Origin of the sequence: Bacteroides sp. 1_1_30 (assembly GCF_020982715.1) — a bacterium.
Lineage (GTDB): Bacteria > Bacteroidota > Bacteroidia > Bacteroidales > Bacteroidaceae > Bacteroides > Bacteroides xylanisolvens.
This window is the reverse complement of record NZ_JAJKHN010000084.1, coordinates 1-16,739: the sequence shown is the minus strand read 5'-3', so window position 1 is coordinate 16,739 and position 16,739 is coordinate 1. Positions and strand designations below refer to the sequence as shown.

11 protein-coding genes and 2 tRNA genes are annotated in these 16,739 nt (G+C 42.0%); 4 read left to right on the top strand and 9 right to left on the bottom strand.

Features of this window, described 5'->3' with window-relative positions:
* Positions 1-92: 92 nt before the first annotated feature.
* On the bottom strand, positions 93-1,700 hold the full coding sequence (gene pckA / locus LPH68_RS20620) for a phosphoenolpyruvate carboxykinase (ATP) (RefSeq protein WP_008023140.1): 1,608 nt from the start codon (positions 1,698-1,700) through the stop codon (positions 93-95).
* A 280-nt stretch (positions 1,701-1,980) separates the two neighbouring features.
* Between pckA and upp the strand changes: the two genes are divergently transcribed.
* Positions 1,981-2,634 (top strand): uracil phosphoribosyltransferase, encoded by a 654-nt coding sequence (gene upp / locus LPH68_RS20615; RefSeq protein ID WP_008023141.1) that lies wholly within the window; start codon positions 1,981-1,983, stop codon positions 2,632-2,634.
* 4 nt (positions 2,635-2,638) lie between these two features.
* Here the strand turns inward: upp and LPH68_RS20610 are convergent, their stop codons facing one another.
* From LPH68_RS20610 to ahcY, 6 genes are all read right to left on the bottom strand, one after another.
* On the bottom strand, positions 2,639-3,514 hold the full coding sequence (locus LPH68_RS20610) for an AraC family transcriptional regulator (protein WP_004302395.1): 876 nt from the start codon (positions 3,512-3,514) through the stop codon (positions 2,639-2,641).
* A gap of 38 nt (positions 3,515-3,552) precedes the next feature.
* Entirely contained in the window at positions 3,553-5,190 is a 1,638-nt protein-coding gene (locus tag LPH68_RS20605) for an MFS transporter (RefSeq protein ID WP_151921666.1), read from the bottom strand.
* A gap of 49 nt (positions 5,191-5,239) precedes the next feature.
* Entirely contained in the window at positions 5,240-6,331 is a 1,092-nt protein-coding gene (locus LPH68_RS20600) for an HlyD family secretion protein (RefSeq protein WP_008642648.1), read from the bottom strand.
* Between the two features lie 22 nt (positions 6,332-6,353).
* Positions 6,354-7,685 (bottom strand): TolC family protein, encoded by a 1,332-nt coding sequence (locus tag LPH68_RS20595; protein WP_128859646.1) that lies wholly within the window; start codon positions 7,683-7,685, stop codon positions 6,354-6,356.
* A 282-nt stretch (positions 7,686-7,967) separates the two neighbouring features.
* Entirely contained in the window at positions 7,968-10,481 is a 2,514-nt protein-coding gene (locus LPH68_RS20590) for a YfhO family protein (protein WP_128859645.1), read from the bottom strand.
* A gap of 151 nt (positions 10,482-10,632) precedes the next feature.
* The gene (gene ahcY, locus LPH68_RS20585; protein ID WP_008642653.1) at positions 10,633-12,051 is read right to left on the bottom strand and encodes an adenosylhomocysteinase; all 1,419 of its coding nucleotides are present in this window, start codon (positions 12,049-12,051) and stop codon (positions 10,633-10,635) included.
* A 183-nt stretch (positions 12,052-12,234) separates the two neighbouring features.
* On the opposite strand from ahcY, the gene LPH68_RS20580 reads away from it, so the two are divergent.
* Positions 12,235-13,425, top strand: a complete 1,191-nt coding sequence (locus LPH68_RS20580) for an ATP-binding protein (RefSeq protein ID WP_004317526.1) — start codon at positions 12,235-12,237, stop codon at positions 13,423-13,425.
* A 136-nt stretch (positions 13,426-13,561) separates the two neighbouring features.
* Here LPH68_RS20580 and LPH68_RS20575 read toward each other — a convergent pair whose 3' ends face one another.
* Positions 13,562-15,250, bottom strand: coding sequence for a S41 family peptidase (locus tag LPH68_RS20575; RefSeq protein ID WP_004317524.1), 1,689 nt, complete (start codon positions 15,248-15,250; stop codon positions 13,562-13,564).
* Between the two features lie 46 nt (positions 15,251-15,296).
* Positions 15,297-16,286: an adenosine kinase gene (locus tag LPH68_RS20570; RefSeq protein ID WP_151921665.1), complete on the bottom strand. Its 990-nt coding sequence runs from the start codon at positions 16,284-16,286 to the stop codon at positions 15,297-15,299.
* Positions 16,287-16,363: 77 nt separating this feature from the next.
* Here LPH68_RS20570 and LPH68_RS20565 point away from each other — a divergent pair.
* Together LPH68_RS20565 and LPH68_RS20560 are read left to right on the top strand one after the other, a co-directional pair.
* Positions 16,364-16,437, top strand: a tRNA-Asn gene (locus LPH68_RS20565).
* A gap of 28 nt (positions 16,438-16,465) precedes the next feature.
* A tRNA-Asn gene (locus tag LPH68_RS20560) sits at positions 16,466-16,539 on the top strand.
* Positions 16,540-16,739 lie beyond the last annotated feature (200 nt).

Sequence of the window (16,739 nt, the reverse complement as noted above, 5' to 3'; positions counted from 1 at the left end):
GACAGTATTCCTTTTCATAGAAAGACACAGTATAGCAATAAAAAAGGCGGTTCGAAATCGAACCGCCTTCCATATTATATCTGATTCTCCAATTAGAGTTTCGGACCAGCAGCAACCAAAGCCTTACCAGCTTCGTTACCAGTAAATTTAGCGAAGTTCTTGATGAAACGTCCAGCCAAATCTTTAGCTTTTTCTTCCCATTTGCAAGCACATTCGTAAGTGTCGCGTGGGTCAAGGATCTTCGGATCAACACCCGGAAGTTCTGTAGGAACAACAAAATCGAAGAAAGGAATAACCTTAGTAGGAGCTTTGTCGATAGAACCGTCAAGGATAGCGTCGATAATACCACGAGTATCTTTGATAGAGATACGTTTACCAGAACCATTCCATCCAGTGTTCACCAAGTATGCTTTAGCACCAGTCATCTCCATCTTCTTAACCAGTTCTTCTGCATATTTAGTCGGGTGCAATGACAAGAAAGCAGCACCGAAGCAAGCAGAGAATGTCGGAGTCGGTTCAGTGATACCACGTTCTGTACCAGCTAATTTAGCTGTAAATCCAGATAAGAAGTAGTATTGAGCCTGTTCCGGGTTCAGGATAGATACTGGAGGCAATACACCGAACGCATCAGCAGACAAGAAGATAACTTGTTTTGCGTGAGGACCTTTAGAAACCGGTTTAACGATGTTTTCGATGTGATAGATAGGATAAGAAACACGAGTGTTTTCAGTCACGCTCTTGTCAGTGAAATCAATCTTACCGTTAGCGTCAACAGTTACGTTTTCAAGTAAAGCGTCACGTTTGATAGCATTGTAGATATCCGGTTCACTATCTTTATCCAAGTTGATAACCTTAGCGTAGCAACCACCTTCGTAGTTGAATACACCTTCGTTATCCCATCCGTGTTCGTCATCACCGATCAATTTACGTTTCGGGTCAGTAGACAAAGTAGTCTTACCTGTACCAGACAATCCGAAGAAGATAGCAGAGCTAGTTCCTTCCATATCAGTGTTAGCAGAGCAGTGCATAGAAGCGATACCACGAAGCGGGTTCATGTAGTTCATGATAGAGAACATACCTTTCTTCATTTCACCACCGTACCAAGTATTCAGGATTACTTGTTCTTTAGTCTTCAGGTTGAATACTGTAGCAGTTTCAGAGTTCAAGCCCAGTTCTTTGTAGTTGTCAACTTTTGCTTTAGAAGCGTTGAAACATACGAAATCAGGTTCTCCGTAGTTAGCAAGTTCTTCAGCAGTCGGGCGAATGAACATGTTAGTTACGAAATGAGCCTGCCAAGCTACTTCCATGATGAAACGTACTTTCATACGAGTAGCTTCGTTAGCACCACAGAAAGTATCAACAACGAACAAACGTTTGCCGGAAAGTTGTTTTACAGCTTTAGCTTTCAAGTCAGCCCAAGCTTCTTCAGTACATGGTTTGTTATCGTTTTTATATTCTTCGGAAGTCCACCATACAGAATCAGCAGAAGCTTCATTCTTAACGAAGAATTTATCTTTAGGAGAACGACCGGTGTAGATACCTGTCATTACATTCACAGCGCCTAATTCAGTAACTTGACCTTTTTCAAAGCCTTCCAGACTCGGTTTTGTTTCCTCAGCGAACAAAACATCATAAGACGGATTGTGCAAAATCTCAGTCACACCTGTGATGCCGTACTTGCTTAAATCTAAATTTGCCATTTTCTTTGAATTAATTAAAATTGGTATTTTGTTTTCTATCTCTTTTCACCTTAACATGGGGAGCTTTGGATACCCCCTTGTAAATCCGGCTACAAAAGTAATACTTTCTTTGGAAAGGAAGAAGGTATTAGAGAAATTTTTCCCTAATTGAAACTCTTTTATAAATTCCTAACAATATCTGCAAACTGAATATTGCAATTTGAAAGATTATCGTTTACTTTGCAAGCCAGTATGTTATCAATACTATGAAAATGAGATTAAAATTTGATTAAAATATAATATGAAAGTAATTGATTTTGGCCAAACTAATTCGATTCTAAACCAGTACATATCCGAAATTAGAAATGTAGAAGTTCAGAACGACCGCCTGCGTTTCCGCCGTAACATCGAACGGATCGGAGAAATCATGGCTTATGAAATGAGTAAAGAGTTTAAATACTCGGTAAAGAACATCCAGACACCACTGGGAATCGCTCCGGTCAGTACACCGGACAACAATTTAGTAATCAGTACGATCCTGCGTGCTGGTCTGCCTTTCCATCAAGGTTTCCTTAGCTATTTCGACAGGGCGGAGAATGCGTTTGTTTCCGCTTATCGTAAATATAAAGATACGCTAAAATTCGATATACACATAGAATATATCGCTTCTCCCCGCATTGATGACAAAACGCTGATTATCACCGATCCTATGCTGGCAACTGGGGGGAGTATGGAACTTAGTTACCAGGCAATGCTGACGAAAGGACACCCTGCTGAAATTCATGTTGCTTCGATTATCGCCAGCCAAAAGGCTATCGATCATATAAAGAATGTATTTCCGAAAGACAAGACAACAATCTGGTGCGCAGCCATCGATCCCGAACTCAACGAACATTCTTACATTGTTCCGGGACTGGGCGATGCGGGCGATCTTGCCTACGGCGAAAAAGAATAAACGTTTAAAGATTCTTCCGATATTGCTGCGGTGAAACCCCAACCTGCTTCTTAAAGAACGTACCGAAATAAGAAGCATTGGGGAAGCCGAAGGCATTTGAAATCTCCTGAATATCTTTCTGCGTATTTTTAAGCAATGAGATGCTCTTACGAATGATAGCTTTGAATACAAGTTCCTGCACGGTATATCCGCAGATACTTTTAGAAACGGCAGAAAGATATTTAGGAGACAAGCACAATTTATCCGCATAAAACTCAACACCCCGTTCCTGCATATAATATTTTTCGATTAACTGGATCAAGTGAATAAAGACTTCATTTTTGCGTCCTCCCACTTCCCGCCCGTCATTGACAAGTTTGCGATTATAAATAGAACAAATCCTGTACGTCAATGCAAGTAGAAGTAATTTCTGCTCATAAAGTTTAAATGAATTTTCTTCCGACTGTAACACATTGTCCAATAAGGACATATACTTTACGATCTCTTCTTCCTCACCAGTAGACCAGACACAAGAAGGTTCTTCGGGAGTAAGGCGGGAATACATATACATGGAAACAACCAGATTCCCCATAATATCCCGGATCGGTTCTATCTGATAAATCAAAATCCGTACCTCCATGTCTTCCGACTCTTGCAAAACCTGAAACTCGCCGTCTTCGGGAATAAACAAACTTTCGCCTGCTCCTGCGAAATGCTTTTTCTGATTAAGCGAAAACTGGAAATTACCCTGGCGGCAAATAATCAGCCCCAGCCCTTTCATTTGGAAAGGTTTCTTCAGTGAGGGTGGAAAATTTACAAATATCCCTTCAGAGCTACATATATTTTTCCCACTTAATAAATCGCGATCAAACTGCAATAAACGATCTTGTCCGCTATCCATCATACCAATATATTAACAGATCATTATCAAAAACGACGCTAAGTTAGCAATTTTCGTTTAGGATAAGGAACAACGAGCACAAATATCATACAAATTAACCCACCATAAATTGTCCATCCCGCCATCTCTTTGAGTGCAGAGAGCGTGGCCTGCACCTGAATACGCCCTTTGGTAGATATAGCAGCCATGTTACGGGCTTCCGTCTCACTCTTTCCCTGATATTTCATACCTTGTACCGTACCAAGGAAGGAAGTGGAAGCATCCGGATTAAGCAAGTCCACATTTTGCGCATAACGGGTTATATAGTGTTGTTGCCGCTCCTGCAAAACATTTGTATAAATTGCTCCGCCGATACTCGGTCCCACAACCATACGCACAGTAAGCATAATACAGATCCAGGTGGAAAGATATTTAAAAGGCATACGTTGATTGGCATAAGCAGCCGTCAGCGCATACAGAATCATCATGCCTGTGGCACGGATGATAACTGCATATTTCAGACGCTCGTAAACTCCTGCCGTTTGTACCTCGAAATACATGAAAACAGCTGATAAAGACAGGAAGAAGAATCCCATCGCAAACAGATACTTAAAATGTAACCCTTTACCTCCCAACACCATAGCAATCACGGCACCAATAGCATAACCTACCATACACCAATTACCTAATGAAGCATTTTGCAGATTATCGAGATGCATCCCCACTCCTGCAAACACATTGACAAACATAGCACTGGAGTTTATCACCATCAATAATAAGTAAAGTAATGCTCCCATACGTATAGTACGCAGTTTGAACGCATCCAGCAAAACATAAGGCGACCGGCGCGTTACATCCATATATAGAAAAATTCCCGCAAACAGAATACTTACAGCTGTCGCCCAACGAATAGATTCGTCATCATACCAGTCGAGTACTTTTCCATAAACCAGCACATACGTGAGACAAGTCAGCGAGATGCAAAATGCAGTGACATTGCCGAACTTACGGAAATTAATAGGAAACCTTCCGGGAAACTTATAATTCGGCATGGTAATAAACAAGAGCAAAATAGAGATCAGGAGAATCCCCATCATAAAGTAATACACATATTTCCACTCATATTCAAAGGACAGCCAAGCCGTCAATGCTGTGCCCGACTGTCCTAGAATCATAAAAAACAGATAAACAGCCGGCTGACTCACACATCTTTCAATGTCCAATTTATTCCAACCGACAGTATCTTTCGGCTCCAACCCCGGAGTAATATTGCGGGTAGCTTCCATTCCACCCGCATACCAAATGAGTGTGAACAGATTGACCATCATCAGTACCATACGCAAGAAACCTGTCAGAAGACTACAAAGCGCCAACAGAAAAACGCTGTCTGTCTTTGCACAGATATAACTGAATATATACATGAACGCAAACCCGACAATACACATCATCTTCTCCCGCCGCACACACACCAACTGATATAGGAAAGGAGCAAAGGCTGCCATACCAATAGAAGTAACAAAGTTGGCAAACTGGATATGCTCGGATATAATGCCAAGCCCGCTCATCATTTCGGTGCTATTCACCGAATAAACCCCGCCTACCGTAAGAATCGGCAGAAAGAAAAATAACAGAATGATAATACCCAACGGTTTGGGCATCCAGCTATAGAAAGGATAATTTTTAGGATAAGAGGGCATTAATCTTTGATTTATGAATTATGATTTATGAATTATAGGTGCGCGGTGGTTAGAGTTTGGCTTTCACTACTACCATCATGCCTGCTGCTAATCGTTCGTTGTCTTCTTTTGATAAATCGGTAAAGTCGATGCGTACGGGGATGCGCTGTTGGATCTTCACAAAGTTGCCTGCGGAGTTATCGGTCGGCACTAATGAATATTTGGAGCCGGTAGCTCCTGATATAGAGGTGACTTTGCCTTTAAACTCTTTATCGCTAATGGCATCTACTGTGACAAATACTTCCTGTCCGATATGCAGGTTCTCGATTTGTGTCTCCTTATAATTGGCAACGATCCATTTCTGGGTATCAGGAAGAATATAGGTGATGGTCTGCCCTGCCGAAATAAACTGTCCTTCCTCTAATGAGCGACGGCCGAGTTTTCCGTCACAAGGAGCTATTACAACCGTATAGGAAAGATTCAACCGGGCCATTTCGAGCGCAGCTGTTGCTCTTTGAATAGCCGCTTCGGTATTCATGCGACGGTAGGACACTTCATCTACACCGGAAAGAGCTGCTTTTTTCTGCCTTTTCGTAGCTTCCAGCTTCTTACGCGTAGCTTCATAATCAGTGACAATCTGTTCAAGTTGGATAGGAGTAGCCGCATTTCGTTTCACGAGGTTCTCATATCGTTTCCGGTCTTTTTCCAGTTTCGCCAACCGTACTTCAATCTCGGCAATAGACGCATCGTAAACAGATGCTGTTGTCTGCGTGGTATTGAGTGTAGCATTGATGACGGTCGCACCGGCTTGCGCATCTTTCAAGGCAGCTTCAGCCTCCATTACGCGAATTTTATATTCACGATCATCCAGTACCAGCAAAGTATCTCCTTTATGTACCTCCTGATGTTCTGTAAAGTAGATTTTGTCAATGTAACCTGAAGCACGTAGATTGATAGGAGACACATATTGTTCTATTTGTGCATCGTTACTAGTCTCCGTCTGGCTATAATTCAAAAAAAGGCAGATCACTTCAATCACTCCCCAAACAATAATAGCCACTCCGAGAAGGCTGATAGCAATCTGCCAGCGACGAAGTTTCTTCATTTTTTTTGCTTTCTCCTGATGAGTAGCGGAAGGAAGGTTATTTTCCATTGTTTCCATATTTATGATTGTTATTTGCGTATTATTTGACTAATGATTCTATTTGTCCGGTTAGTTTAAGCAGCATCAGGTTAGTCACCCGATAGTTATAATGTGCGCTGATATAGTTGTTTTGAGCTTCGCTCATCTGCATTTCATCTTGCAGCACTTCCGTCATAGAAGCAATGCCTTCCCGGTAACGGTCGGAAGTGACTGCGTACACATCTTCGGCAAGCAAGTAGTTATCCTTCTGTTTCTTAAAGTTACGCTGATTGTTCATCAGGTCGTTCACAGCATTCAGATATTGAGTTTGCAGATTCTTCCGGGCATCTTCCCATGCCAGCCTTTTGTTCTCTATATCGATCATCGCCTTCTTTATTTTATAGGTTTTATCCAGTCCGTCGAAAATCGGAATACGCAAGGTTAGCCCCACTCCATAGGAACGAAACCATTGATTGGACGGACCGGAGTGGAACCAATGATAACCTTTATCCGTATATGCGGCATATCGCCAGCTGCCTGTCAGACTAAGAGAAGGGATATATCCATTAGTAATGATCTTCTTTTGTCGTTCCGCCAGTTGCACTTGCGATTGTGAGAGTTGAAGTTCATAGATATTTTCCGACAAGCCGGTCAGGGCTACCGTAGTAATGCTATCGGTATTTACCGGTGTCAGCGCGATTTCCTTTTCAGCCGGATAATCCATAATGTATTTCAGCATATTCAATTGCTGTTTCATCATTGCTTGTGCATTGTCATATTGCACCTTCAGATTTTCCAAATTGATATTGACTCTTTTCAGATCGACTTCCATAGACATTCCATTATCGAAGAAAGCCTGTGTAATATCTCTCAATTCTTCCAGACGGATGATATTTGCTTTTATCAGCATGATTTGTTCGGCCGTGACCTGTCCGAGATAATACATCTTACTGATTTGAAGAATAACATCTTCCCTAGCTTTTCCATAAGACAGACGACTGATTTCTTCCATCACTTTAGCTATGGACATAGAAGTATAAAGAGTCTGATTGAAAAGCGGCATCTGCATTTCCAGTCCTGCATTAGCAGAATGTTGCAATGTTTTCGTTATATTATAGGGAACTCCGTAAGATGAACCGTCTGTGACTGACACCGGAGGATCAAAATTATTATTATAACCGGCTATCGCATTAATTTGCGGCAGCAGCTTCGAACGGTTTTCAGATACGCCATATTTACTTTTTTGTATTTCTTTACGTTTCCCTTCTAACGACAAGTTATTGTCAATACCAATGCGGAGACAATCCTCTAATGTCAGAATCTCTACCTCCTGTGTGTTCCCACGTAACACGAACAAGAAAAAAAAGGAAAAAATGAATAGTAGTCTTTTCATAACATAATGCTCTATTATTGGCTACAAATTTAGTAGCTTACAGCATAATAAGACTATCCACAAACTATTTGTTTATATTCATATTTTCCTTTTTCAATGAACAAACAATAAACAACTACTCTCAAAGACATTACACTTAATATGTTTCTATGGACAGCGTTTGTTTTTTCATATTTTTTTAGTGAATGTAAAATAAGGGCGGCGCTCTTTGTGAGGAGGAGTGCCGCCCTTATTTTATAACCTTACCATACATTATGAAGGTTAATGACTATTACATTTCGCTTAAGACTTCTTCGCAATCTTGTTCCGCTGCGTCCACGCAAGGACCATAACTCCGATCAGCAACAAAGCCAATGCTGCATAAGCAATACTTTCTGTAACCTGTATGCTTTGTGGATCAAACCACATTTCGATGGTATGTTCTCCTGCCGGTACATTTATCGCACGCAAGATATAATCTGCACGGGCAATATCGACGGGCTGACCGTCAATAGTCGCCTGCCATCCCGGATAATATATTTCGGAGAAGACAACAACTCCGTCTTTAGGAGTGGAAGCCTTGTAAACCAGACGATTCGGTTCGTAGCTAGTCAACTGGATGGTAGATAGAGAATCTTTATATCCTTCTGTCACACCTTTCAATTGTTCTTTAAACTTCACATCCACTACGGCTGTTTCTGTTGGAAGAATATCATTCAAAGCATCGATTTCTTCATTTGCATTATTTACATACTGCACCTTGTCTACGAACCATGCATTGCCGTATGCATAAGGATTTACCACAGGAACAGCCTGCCCTTGCTCTCCGGCAGGGAAAATGAAGTACTTTGTATTCAGCATATTCAGTACACGGAATTTGGAAGCGTCTACACTGTCCATCTGTCCGCCGGCAGTAGCCACCGCCTGATAGGTTTCCTGCATTTCGGGCACGATATGATGATCGATCATTTCCTGATAGCGACGGAGCTTCGCTGCATGATAGCCACCGACACTTTTATGCCAGTATGCTGTATTGTTTTCATTAAACGTATTACCGGGAAAGCCTATAAAGTTCAACACACGATAATTTAAAGTAGTATCCTGAAGAATCATCTCATCCGCCTGTGTTTTAACAAACGCTTCCGTCTGTTTGGATTTCGGCACAAACTGTTCGTCATTCAAATAGCGTTTATTGACGCTCCACATATCTATCAAACATAAAAGCGCAATACCAGCCAATGTGAAAGAAGCTTTCAACTTCCGCTGTTGATATAAGAATAAAAACAGGCAACCAATCATTATAATAAAGAAACTACGCCATGCGTCCGAAGCAATAATAGCTTCACGCATTTCAGTCAGGTTTGCCACAAACGGAGCCAAATGTTCGGCTGGAAGTGCTTGTTTCAAAGCAGCCATCTCTTGTGTCGTAATAAAACCGGAGAAGAAAGCACCCGGAGCAACAGCTAAAATCAACGCAACACCAGCAGTCAGTACCAAAGTGGCAATCACCCCTCCACGGTTCTCTTTCAACTTCAGCGTATCCGGTTTGCTCAAAATCTCTTTCAAAGCAAAAATCGCCAACAAAGGAATGGTAAATTCAGCAATCACCAGAATGGAAGATACAGCACGGAACTTATTGTACATCGGGACGTAATCGATAAAGAAGTCCGTCAGTCCCATGAAATTCTTTCCCCATGAAAGCAGAATCGAGAAGATAGTAGCTCCTAGCAATGCCCATTTCAGAGGACCTTTCACTATGAAACAACCCAATACGAACAGGAACATCACAAATGCCCCAACATATACAGGACCGGCTGTCCACGGTTGCTCACCGAAATATTGCGGCAACTGCGAATAAATGCCGCTATACATTGGATTGGCCTTTGCCATAGCAACTTCGCTTTGCGACATCGTAGACCCTGATCCTCCTCCTTTTACGTTCGGAACCAGCAACGTCAATGTCTCGCCAATACCATAACTCCAGTTGGTTATGTAGTCACGGTCCAACCCGCTACTTGTCTGGCTGGCCACAGCGCCCTCCTGCTTCAATTCGCTCTTGCCGCGCATCGTCTCCTTACTATATTCATAAGTATGATACAGATTGGAGATATTGATACAAACTCCTACCACGGCAGCCAATGCCAAAATTGCACTGGCCTTGAAGAAATGGGGCAGTTCTTTCTTTTTATAAGCATCTTCAAAGTACGCTCCCACAAAAAACAGGATCACAAACATGAAATAATAGCTCATCTGAATGTGATTCGACTGAATCTGAAGGGCGATGAACAGCGCTGTAATAATTCCACCCAACAAGTATTTCTTCCGGTAAGCCAGAACGACACCCGCAATCGTAGGTGGGATATAAGCCAACGTCACAAACTTCCAAATGTGCCCTGCCGGTATCAGAATGAAGAAATAGGAAGAAAAAGCCCATATCACTCCGCCCAATCCTGCCAGCCAAGCCGATATTCCGAAAGCCCGCAAAAGAATATAGAATCCGAGCATCATAATAAAAGTCAGCACTACATAATCCGGGAGAAAGAGGCGATAAACCTTCTCCACCCCTTTCAGGGACGTTGTCGAGTCGTAACTCGGAGACATCTGATAGGTAGGCATACCTCCAAAAATCGAATTCGTCCAGCGCGTACGTTCTCCGGTACGTTCGAGATACTCTTTCGATTCTTGTCCCGCGCCGACTCCGGCAGCCGTGTCATGCTGAAACAAGATACGACCTTCAATATCAGCCGGAAAAAAATAGGCGAAAGAAAGAATGATAAAAGCCAGAATGGCTATTAAGTCGGGAAGAAACTTTTTCATTTACAATGACACGATTTACTATTTACGATTGAAGTTTGAATATAAAATAAATTACGATCTGACAATCCAATATTTACAATTGATAACGGTAGAATACCGTTCTCCCACATTTATCAATCGTAAATAGTAAATCGTCAAATCGTAAATCTAATTAGTATCTATAATGATCTGCTTTATAAGGTCCGTCCACTGACACACCAATATAGGCAGCCTGTTCAGGAGTCAACTTAGTCAATTTCACGCCGATCTTTTCAAGATGCAGGCGGGCAACTTCTTCGTCCAGATGCTTCGGCAAGCGATATACATTGATATCATATTTCTTGTTGAACAGTTCTATCTGCGCCAATGTCTGATTAGTAAATGAATTACTCATCACAAATGACGGATGACCGGTTGCACATCCCAGATTTACCAAACGACCGTCAGCAAGCAGAATGATGCTGTGACCATCCGGGAAATAATAACGGTCTACTTGTGGTTTGATGTTCACACATTTGATACCCGGATAATGTTTCAAGGCATCTACCTGAATTTCATTATCGAAATGACCGATGTTGCAAACGATAGACTGATCTTTCATTTTCTCCATGTGGTCGATACGGATAATATCGATATTACCTGTAGTAGTCACAAAAATATTGCCTTCCATGCAAGCTTCTTCCATAGTCACCACTTCAAAGCCTTCCATGGCAGCCTGCAATGCACAGATCGGATCTACTTCCGTCACGAGTACCCGCGCTCCGTAAGAACGCATAGAATGAGAACAGCCTTTACCCACATCACCATAACCACATACTACCACCACTTTTCCGGCAATCATCACATCCGTTGCACGCTTGATACCGTCAGCCAGCGATTCGCGGCAGCCATACAGGTTGTCAAACTTAGATTTTGTGACCGAATCATTCACATTGAATGCCGGGAACAACAGTTTGCCTTCTTCCTGCATCTGATACAAACGGTGTACGCCTGTCGTAGTTTCTTCAGACACGCCACGCATTTCTTCCGCTACACGATGCCAGCGAGTACTGTCTTCAGCCAATACTTTCTTCAAGATTGCATTCAGTTCTATTTCGTCCTCTGCATGTACTTCTTTATCCAATACGGCAGCATTATTCTCTGCATCATAACCTACGTGAATCATCATCGTAGCGTCACCGCCATCATCTACAATCACATTCGGTCCTTTACCACCTGCAAAGCTCAATGCTTGCAATGTACACCACCAATAATCAGCAAGAGTCTCCCCCTTCCATGCAAACACAGGCACACCCGTAGCAGCAATTGCAGCCGCCGCATGATCCTGCGTTGAATATATATTACAAGAGCACCAACGTACTTCAGCTCCTAAAGCCACTAACGTTTCAATCAGCACAGCCGTCTGAATGGTCATGTGCAACGATCCCATAATGCGGGCACCTTTTAACGGTTTGGATTCTCCATACTTTTCGCGAAGAGCCATCAGGCCGGGCATTTCTTTTTCTGCCAAATCGATTTCCTTGCGTCCGAAATCAGCAAGCGTAATATCTGCCACCTTATAGGGCAGAGTAGAGAATAATTCTGTAGACATATTGTAAATCATTTATATATAATGAATGCAAAGATAGAACATTCTGATTAGTAGGGCAAAAGCTATCCGTTTTTTTTATATTATAATAACTTGGGAGACAATCCGCGTCTCGGAATATTGTCTTATATTTGCAACAGATAAAACAAATTCTACAATATTCTAATGAATAACAATAAATCTTCTATGAGACATTACGAGGGCAAAACGAAGGAGGAACTTTTAAAAATAATCGAACAATTAGAAGAGAAGATAGATTTTCTTTCCTCCCATCTTTCGCCTCCTTCCCAAGAGCGTTTTCGCGATAAATACAGCACCCGGATATTGGATGCCCTCCCCGATATGCTCACCGTCTTCGACCATGATGCCAATATTATAGAGCTTGCTTCTTCGCCGGCAACCAACCACGTAGAAGGTATCAATGCCAGTAATATCACCACCACTAACGTAAAAGATATTCTGCCGGAAGAAGCTTATGAGAGTGTCCGCAAGAATATGGATAAAGTGATCCTCACGGGAGAAAGTTCCACAGCCAGACATGACCTGATGTTGGACGGTGTTTTACATCACTACGAAAACCGCATCTTTCCGTTGGATAATAAATATCTGTTGTGTATGTGCCGTGATATATCCCAACAATGGGAAGCAGAACAGACGAACGCGCAACAACAGAAAGAGTTGAAGGCCGCCAGAGTCAAGGCAGAAGAGTCGGATCGGCTGAAATCTGCTTTTCTTGCAAACATGAGCCATGAAATACGCACTCCGCTCAATGCGATTGTCGGATTCTCCAAACTAATCACTTTCGCAACATCTACGGAAGAGAAGAATCAATATGCGGAAATCATCGAACGAAATTCGGAAATGTTACTGAATCTATTCAACGATATTCTGGATCTGTCCTCACTGGAGGCCGACTCTTTAAAATTCAACATCCGTCCGATCAAGTTAACAGATATCTGTCTGCAACTGAAGCAACAGTTTTGCCATAAGACGCAAAACGGAGTCAAACTTATTTTAGATGATGTAGATGCGGACATGTATGCCTCCGGTGACTGGAATCGTATTATACAAATTATAAGTAACTTACTTAGTAACGCCACAAAGTTTACCCCCAAAGGAGAAATCCATTTCGGGTATCGGGAAAAAGAGGATTTTGTAGAGTTCTACGTGAAAGATAGCGGCATCGGTATTCCGGCAGAAAGAGTTGCCACTATTTTCCGCCGCTTTGGAAAGGTCAACGATTTTGTTCAGGGAACCGGATTGGGGCTGACTCTTTGCAGAATGTTAGTAGAAAAAATGGGAGGACGTATCTGGCTGCGCTCCCAGGAGGGGCAGGGAAGCAGGTTCTATTTCACTCTCCCTTTGATTCGCCAATAAATGTGTCAGTCGAGGTTACAAATACCTGTATCCGAGGATGACACTTATATGACTATTTACAATTAGATACAGAAAACGCGGCCTGTCGATGACAAAGCCGCGTTTTCTGTATTATCTATATTTGAAAAATATTTCTTTATTTCTTAGCAACCGGGGCACTAAGCATTTCTTTGTATTTCACCGGATCATTCAGTATTTTCATCGCTTCCTTCAAACCGTCATCATCCTTCAACTGCTGGATGATATTACCCCGTTGATAATAGTAACGTTTGATAATTTCAGTAGCAATCATTTTCTTTATGTCGGTAGAGAAATAATCCAAGTCACGGTCGAGATTATGGTTCAACTTCTTCTCTAGCACTTTGAATTCCTCTGAAGCGTCATCCATATATCCTTCAAACTCGGCAGCTTCTTTCAACGTTTTCAGAATCTTCTCACTCTGTTGGTCATACTTGAAGTCGGCTTTCTTCACCAATGCTTTAAAATCATTATAATCAGCATCTGTCACCTCAAACTTCTCCGGAGCAACGATAGTGGGATGTTTCAAACAATACTGCGTTGCATAATCGAAGATTAGATTATCACGTACCAAATAGAAAAGGATATTCGGTAATTTCTCTTGTTTGATCGTAATATCCGGCATTACACCACCTCCATCACGGACTTCACGTCCGGCAGCCGTATAGAATACCTTAGTTAAACTGTCGGGAATAGTGCCGACACTTCCGTCTTCATTGCGATGTTTGTAATCAATAGCCTGCACGCAACGGCCGCTCGGAATATAATATTTGGAGGTAGTCACTTTCATCGTTCCGCCATAAGGCAAAGAACGGGGAACCTGTACCAGCCCTTTTCCAAAAGTACGGTTACCAACGATCACAGCACGGTCGAGATCCTGCAAAGAACCTGATAAGATTTCAGAAGCAGAAGCCGTTCCGCTATTTACCAGTACGGCAATCGGAATATCCAAATCCAACGGTTCGCGCAACGTTTTATAAGTGTTACTGGCCTGTTTGATTTTTCCTTTGGTCGTCACAATCACTTTTCCACGCGGCAAGAAATAATTCGCAATTTCTACTGCTTCATCCAACAGTCCGCCGCCATTACTACGAAGGTCTATCACCAATGAAGTAGCTCCCTGTTTCTTCAAATCCAGAAACGCTTTCTTAAATTCTTTGGAAGGATTGCCGGAAAAAGTACTAAGGCCGATGTAACCTATATTGTTATCCAATACGGCAGTATAAGGTATTGCCGGATTCTGAATAGACTCACGCACAATTGTGAACTCCATCGGCGTACGTCCGCCTTTCACATTCGGACGCTCAATCTTCAACTTAAAACTGGTCCCTGCCTGCCCACGCAACATCTGGCTGACTTCCGCATTATTCTTACCGGCAAGGTCTTTTCCGTCAATCTCCATCAGGATATCTCCCGCTTTCAGTCCGGCTTTTGCAGCAGGTGTTCCCTCAAAAGGTTCAGAAATCATCGAACGCTTTAGTTTCGTATTATAAGCAATGTAAGAACCTATACCACCGAATGATCCTTTAATCATCTGTTCCAACTCACTCTGATCTTCTTCCGGATAATATTCCGTATAAGGGTCCAAGGTGTAAAGCATATTATCGATCCCTTCCCGAATCGTTTTATTCGGATCGATGGTATCTACATAGAACATATCCAGTTCTTTCACAATCGCGTTAAATATATCCAGATTCTTTGCAATCTGGAAATTACGGTCGTCTCCGCTCTTGAAACTAAAGAAAGCAACTGTGGCTATCACCGCTACTGCAACAATAGCTATTCGCCTGTTCAGCAATTTTTTCATACCTCTTTTTAATCTAAATGAGTCGTAAAAGTAGCTTAATCCTTTGTTATTCTGCCAGAATCCTGTTAATATTTAACTTAATTTCATCCCAGCGTTCCTGTGGCATCGTTGTTCCGATTACCTGAATAACATTTCCCGAGAGAATAGAACCTATTTTTGCACATTTATCCAACGAGTATCCACAGGTCAATCCATATAAGAATCCGGAAGCGAAATAGTCACCAGCACCGGTAGTATCCACCACTTTCTGAACCGGAATGGCCGAAACCTTTATTTCCTCTGTTCCTTTGCGGATATAAGAACCGCTTGCTCCGACTTTTACAATAGCAATACTGCATTTCTTGGCAATCACTCCCAAAGCTTCCTCCGGCTTCTTGCCGGTAAAGGCTTTCGCTTCTTCTTCGTTTGCAAAGACGATGTCGACATATTTGTTTATTAATAAAGAGAAGAACTCCAGATCATTGGCCACAATATTATAACTAGCCATATCCAGACAAATCTGCAAACCTGCTTCCTTAGCCAGTTCAATGGCATGAAGAATCATTTCATGATCCTGAACGAGGTAGCCTTCTATAAATAGGTACGCGTAACCTTTAAACATATCCAGCGTCAGTTCTTCCGCTCTCAAAGAAGCGGCTGCTCCCAGATAGGTTCCGAAAGTGCGCTCTCCATCCGGTGAAATAAAAGTGGATGCCACACCGGAAGGTAGTCGGTCCGAGTTCAATAATTTGTCTTCAATCTTATTTTTCTGCAGATTTTCACGAAAAAATTCTCCATAATTATCATTTCCCACTTTTCCGATAAACCCTGTTCCGGCACCCAAACAAGCCAGTCCAAGGATGGCATTTCCTGCCGATCCGCCTGTTGCCAAGTGGGTTTTCATCTGTGAAAATTTTATGTTAATCTGCTGTAACTTAGCGTCATCGATGAGCTGCATGCTTCCTTTGGGTAAACCCATTTCATCCAAAAGAGTATCATCCTTCAGGGTTGCGAGTACGTCTACCAGGGCGTTGCCCAATCCTATTATTTTGTCCATTCCTAATATTTTTTTTGCAAAGATATTGCATATTTCAAAAAAAACTAGTACTTTTGCATCGCAATTGAGAAAAACATTCTTCCTTAGCTCAGTCGGTTAGAGCATCTGACTGTTAATCAGAGGGTCCTTGGTTCAAGTCCAAGAGGAAGAGCAAAGTTGAAAATCTTGATTGCAAACATTCTTCCTTAGCTCAGTCGGTTAGAGCATCTGACTGTTAATCAGAGGGTCCTTGGTTCAAGTCCAAGAGGAAGAGCGAAAAAAGAGGTAAATCAGAAGATTTATCTCTTTCTTATTTTTCGGATCCAATGTTTTTCGGATCATAACGGAAACAGTGGGCTCAGTCTGAAACCTTGGGGGATTGCGTTAAAATTCTTATTTTTGCATCATGAAAACATCCTCTTCCCAAACGATTGATCCTGTTGCTTCTTTAAGCTTGTTCTTGCCTTCAGGAAT